Annotated in this window: 5 protein-coding genes and 1 pseudogene; 3 read left to right on the forward strand and 3 right to left on the reverse strand. The window is 68.4% G+C overall.

The features are described from left to right. Positions 1-255, reverse strand: a pseudogene (locus ACWELQ_RS36850) (N-acetylmuramoyl-L-alanine amidase); the annotation flags it as partial. A 319-nt stretch (positions 256-574) separates the two neighbouring features. Here ACWELQ_RS36850 and ACWELQ_RS36855 point away from each other — a divergent pair. Beyond that, positions 575-1,966, forward strand: coding sequence for a SpoIID/LytB domain-containing protein (locus ACWELQ_RS36855; RefSeq protein WP_452401644.1), 1,392 nt, complete (start codon positions 575-577; stop codon positions 1,964-1,966). 4 nt (positions 1,967-1,970) lie between these two features. On the opposite strand, the gene ACWELQ_RS36860 is transcribed toward ACWELQ_RS36855, so the two are convergent. Both ACWELQ_RS36860 and ACWELQ_RS36865 read right to left on the reverse strand, forming a co-directional pair. Then, a complete protein-coding gene (locus ACWELQ_RS36860; RefSeq protein ID WP_452401645.1) occupies positions 1,971-3,431 on the reverse strand; it encodes a hypothetical protein in 1,461 nt (486 codons plus the stop codon). Between the two features lie 22 nt (positions 3,432-3,453). Continuing rightward, positions 3,454-3,954, reverse strand: a complete 501-nt coding sequence (locus ACWELQ_RS36865) for a MarR family winged helix-turn-helix transcriptional regulator (protein WP_452401646.1) — start codon at positions 3,952-3,954, stop codon at positions 3,454-3,456. Between the two features lie 107 nt (positions 3,955-4,061). Here ACWELQ_RS36865 and ACWELQ_RS36870 point away from each other — a divergent pair, with 107 nt between their 5' ends. Both ACWELQ_RS36870 and ACWELQ_RS36875 read left to right on the forward strand, forming a co-directional pair. Continuing rightward, positions 4,062-4,988, forward strand: coding sequence for an EamA family transporter (locus ACWELQ_RS36870; RefSeq protein ID WP_452401647.1), 927 nt, complete (start codon positions 4,062-4,064; stop codon positions 4,986-4,988). A gap of 29 nt (positions 4,989-5,017) precedes the next feature. Continuing rightward, the coding region (locus ACWELQ_RS36875) for an NAD(P)-dependent oxidoreductase (RefSeq protein ID WP_452401648.1) at positions 5,018-5,516 on the forward strand (499 nt) is incomplete at its 3' end.

Below are 5,516 nucleotides of genomic sequence, written 5' to 3' on the forward strand. Positions count from 1 at the left end.
GAGACCGGGTGCGGCCGGGCGCGTCGTGGTGGGCAGGGCCGGTGCGGTGCCCGGCGGCGGCTCGGAATTCAGCCTGGGCAGCGGGATCTCACTGGGTAGTTGCACGCCCGGAATGAGATTCGGCGGGATCGGGATGGCCCTGGGCAGCGGCAGCATCCGCAGATCCGAGAGGTGGAGGTCGGGGAGGTTGAGTCCGGTCAGTTCGCGGAGCGGCAGGACGATATCGGGTGCCGAAGAAAGGGCGACTTCGGCCATTTGTGCAGGTATAGCTGCCAGATTGCTTTCGTCCGTGACCCGGACATCTCGGGAATCGCTCAGCGCCAGAATGCCTACGGGCGCGGCCAGTGCGAGGACGGTGACAACCGGGAGCGTTATGGCGTGTTTCGGTCTGCGATACGGCACGAGCATCTCCCATTCGAGGTAAATCCGTCTAACCGCGCCCGGAGTGCGAGCTTGCCACCCGGCGCATCAGCGATCACACTAGTCCCTACTGTCACATTCTCTGAACGTATGGTTGAGGCTTAGCTTTGGGTAACTCGAATGTAGCTTCGGCTCTCGACAGAACGGGTATGACATGCCGAACGGGTACCTAGCCCAGCGCCGTAGAAGGCGCGGTCTGCTCACCCTGTCCCTCGCTGTCGCCGCCACCACCGGCGGCACCGCCCTCCTGCTCTGGGCCTGGCCCGACAACGCTTTCCTCTTCACCGCCGGTGCGGGCCACGGCCGCGGCCTGAGCCAGAACGGCGCGTTCGACAAGGCCGTCGCGGGCTGGACCGCCGACCGCATCCTGGCCAACTACTACGCCGGCGCGGAACTCGCCGATATCGGCCCCACCACGGTCCGCGTCCGCCTCATGGAGCAGGACGACAAGACCCTCGACATCGCCTCCGACTCCGTCTTCTACGTCGCCGACCGCCGCGTAATCCCCGGCCAGGCAGCTCATTTGACCCCCACCGCCGCCGGCGCGGACGTCACCATCACCCAGGGCTGCGACGGCGCGAAACTCTGGGAAGGCTCCACCGACGACCCCTGGGCCTACCCCGTCACCGACGGCACCGACCGACCCGCCGCCGAACAACTCGAAATCTGCGGCGGCAACGCCTACCGCGGCGTCCTCGGCGTAGCCCTCGACGGCACCTCCCCGCGCACCGTCAACGACCTCGACCTCGACGACTACCTCAAGGGCGTAGTCCCCGCCGAAATGGTCCCCGGCTGGGCCGACCAGGGCGGCGCGGAAGCCCTACGCGCCCAAGCCATCGCCGCCCGCTCCTACGCCCTGGCCGAACAGCGCTACCCCTACGCCCAAACCTGCGACACCACCGACTGCCAGATGTACCTGGGCACCGACAAAGAAGACCCCCGCACCACCGCAGCCGTAGAAGCCACCTCCGGCAAAGTCCTCACCCGCGACAACCACCTCCTCCGCGCCGAATACTCCGCGGCCCCCGACGGCGGCCTCCCCACCCCCGCCTCGGCCATGGAAGTAGGCCCCGCCCTCACCGACTTCCCCGCCGCGGCGACGCCGGGCCTCCCTTCGCTCCCGTTCCTCACCCCGCCCCAAACAGACCCGGCCCCAGCGGAATCCGATCCGAACACCCCCGCAGCGCCGGACGCGGTCACCCCCGACCCGACCTACACCGACCCCACCAACACCACCCCGGGCACCGAAATCCCCGCCGTCCCCGGCAATTCCACCCCGGCGACACCGGCCCGCCCCACTCCCGACAACCGCAGCCGGGTCAATATCCCGCTGCCCGCCCTTCCAGCTCCGGGCAGCGCCGACCCGAATTCGATGCTCTCCGACTCACATTGGGCACCGGACCCCGCGACGCCGGGGCTTCCCGTCAAACCCGCGGTCCCGAGCGCCACCCCGGCTCCCCGCACCGCCTCCACCCCGACCCCGCCCACCTCTCCCAATCCGAACTCCGTCACGGTTCAGATCGCGCCCGCCGGTAATCAGAGGTAGCGATTCAGTTCGGCGTGGTCACCCAGCTTTGGTGTTCGCCGCGCTCGCGGCTCACCTCGGCGATGATCTGTCCGGGCGGTGTGCCGGTGTCCTTTCGCGCCAGTGTGAAGTGGGCTCCGGTCGCCAATTCTGTTGGGGTGCAGGCGTATGCGGGGGTGACCAGGAGTTCGAGGTCGTCGGCGCAGACGCGGATGCCGGTGCGGGCGCCCGTGAGGACGAGGGGGACGACCTCGGACCAGGCTTCGTGCGGGTGGCGTTGCAGGACGATGGGGCGGGGGCCGGCCAGCTGTGCCATCGCGTCCAAAGCGGCGGGGATGCCGGTCATTTCGTGGCGGCGGTTGGCCAGGGATTGCGTCAGTCCGCTCGCCGCGATGCCGACGATCAGCAGGGCGACGGCGGCATACCGTAAGTGCGTAGCTCGCGACAGGTCGAGCCGCCGGGTGACGCCGATCAGCAGGAGCATGAACATGAACAGCGGCACGGCGTACGAGAAGTAGCCGATGTAGGACTCGTCGATCTGGTCGATGCCGATCATCGCGTAGACGCATATGAGGGGGACGGTCGCCGCGCAGAATGCCAGGCCGGTGCGCAGGAACTCGTCGCCGCGCGACAGCCGGGTGACGGCGGCGAAGAGGGCGAGGAGGATGAGGGCGCCGAGCGGGCGGTTCGGTCCCCAGAATTGCACCGTGTAGGACACCGCCGTCCAGGGCGCGTGCATGGCGTGGCCGCCGCCGTAGCCCACATATTTCACCAGTTCGCCGGGGAAATGCAGGATCGCGTCGAGCAGGATCGTCGACGCGAATGCCGCGGCGATCCCGGCGAACAGCCACCAATCCCGCTTGGCGACTTCGAGTTTCCGCCGCCGGAGGAGATACAACGTCGCGCCGCCCAGCAACGGCACGAAGAACAGGAATTCCGCGTGCCCGTGAATGAGGAGACCGCCCGCGAGCGCCACCATCCAGAGGTGCCGGGTGTGTCCTGCGGCTACCGAGGATGCCGCGACCAGCAGCACGAGGAACGGCGCGAAATACACGTAGGGAAACCAGATTCCGCTGGCCAGGTCGCGATACGCGGTGAGGAAGAGCAGAATCGTCCCGCCGAGCCCGGCGATCACCGTCCACGACGGATACCAGTCGTGGACGACGCTCAGCACCAGTGTCAGCAGCGCGGCATTGAGCAGCAGAATCGCGATCGCCTGCCCGTTCCACGGTGACGGCACAACGTGCAGCACGTCGCGGAACAGCCATTCACCCAGGGCCTGCACATAAATGAACGCGGGCCCCGGATGATGAAACCCCACCCGCGAGTAGTTGCCGATCAGCAGCTCGAAATCCTTCGCCGCCAGCACCTGGATCGAGACCGTCGCGGTGTCGCCCTCCTCGAACACGATCCGGGTGAACAGGTCACGACTGCTGACCAGCAGGGCGGTGGCGAACGAGAACCACGCAACGACAAAGACTCTCACATGCCGGAAGCCTATCCGTGGTTCAGTCCAAGGTGAGATCGCCGAGGGATTCCGCGAATTTGCGGAGCAAGGGGATGAGGGTTTCGCGGTCGGCGGGGGTGAGTGCGGTGAGGAGGCGTTGCTCGTTCTCCATGTGCAAGGGGAGGAGTTGGTCGACGAGGGCGCGGCCGGTGTCGGTGAGGTGGACTCGGATGGCGCGGCGGTCGTTCGCGTCGGGGACGCGTTCGACCCAGCCCTTGGCGGTGAGGCGGTCGATGCGGTTGGTGATGGCGCCGGAGGTGATCATGGCGGCCTTGTTGAGAGCGCCTGCGCTGAGGCCGGATTCGTTGCCGGAGCGGCGGAGGGTGGCGAGGACGTCGAACTCCCAGCGTTCCAGGCCGTGGGTGCGGAAGAAGTCGCTGAGTTCCTTGTCGCACAGGCGGCCGAGGCGGGAGAGGCGGCCGAAGATCTCCATGGGGGAGGTGTCCACGTCGGGTCGTTGGTCGCGCCAGGCGGCGGTGATGTGGTCGACGGCGTCGGGCAAGACAGGCTCCTAGCTGCGGCGGAATAAATCTCAACATTGAGATACTTGACGGTGAGGTATTTAGATGGTGTTATCTCAACGTTGAGATTATCAATGAGGAGCTACCGATGACCACCTCACGCGCCGCAGCCGCCGGACTCGCCGGGACGCTTGCCCTCACGGGGCTCGCGCCGTTGGTGTGGGGATCGACCTACGCTGTGACCACCACCTTCCTGCCGCCGGACCGGCCCATGTTCACCGCGCTCATGCGGGTCCTTCCCGCCGGGCTGCTACTGCTGGCCATCACCAGGAAACTGCCGCACGGGCAATGGATTTCGCGCGCCTTCGCACTCGGCGCGCTGAACATCGGCCTGTTCACGGCGCTGCTGTTCATCGCGGCCTACCGCCTGCCGGGCGGGGTCGCGGCGGTGCTCTCCTCGTCGGCGCCGCTGTTCGCGGTCGGGTTCGCCGCGCTCGCGGGGCTCGAAACACTCACCCTCCGAAAGATTCTCGCGGCGATCATCGGATCGGCGGGAGTCGCCCTGGTGGTGCTCAAGGCGACCGCGGCCCTCGACACCCTCGGCGTCCTCGCCGGACTCGGAGCGGCCCTCGCCATGGGCAGCGGCACCGTGCTGACCAAGCGCTGGGGTCGTCCCGACGGTGTCAGCCCGCTGGCCATGACGGGCTGGCAGCTGACCGCGGGCGGCCTGCTGCTCCTGCCGGTCGCGGCCCTCGCGGAAGGCGCGCCGCCCGCGCTGGACGCCCGCAATATCGGCGGCTACCTCTACCTGGGACTGATCGGCACCGCCATCGCCTACGCGCTCTGGTTCCGCGGCATCGCCAAGACCAACGCCACCTCGGTGACCTTCCTCGGCCTGCTGAGCCCGGTGTCGGCCACCATCATCGGCTGGGCCGCGCTCGGCCAATCGCTGAGCCTGCTGCAGCTGCTGGGCATCGCCATCGTTCTGGGCGGCCTCCTGCTCGGCCAGATCGGCGGCACCAAGCAGCCCGCCCAGCCCGCTCCCGAACTACCCAAGACCCGTCTCGCGGCCTGACCCGACACCATTCCAAGGAGTGAAAGACCATGCAGATCACAGTGTTCGGCGCGAGCGGAGACGCCGGAAGCCGGATCGTTACCGAGGCCCTGGAGCGCGGCCACCGGGTGCGGGCGGTCGCCCGCCACGCGGACCGGCTGCGGGACCTGCCCGAGCAGGTCGAGGTGTGGACGGCCGACGCCGCCGATCCCGCCCAGGTCGAGAAGGCCGCCGCCGGAAGCGAGGTGGTGATCAGCGCGACCCGGCCGGTGGAGGGCCGTGAGCACGAGCTCGCCGAGGTTGCCGCCGCTCTGCTGGAAGGCTTGGCGGACAGCGGAACCCGGCTGTTGGTGATCGGCGGCGCGGGCAGCCTGACCGCTCCGGGCAGTGCGCTCACGCTCGCCGAACAGCCCGACTTTCCGGCCTTCCTGGCCCCCATAGCGGAGGGCGGGGCGCGGCAGCTGGCCGTGTTCCGGACCACCGCGCACGACGTGAACTGGACCTATATCAGCCCGGGGGCGCTGTTCGAGCCCGGCGAGCGTACCGGCG

The sequence above is a fragment of the Nocardia sp. NPDC004722 genome, assembly GCF_053601505.1.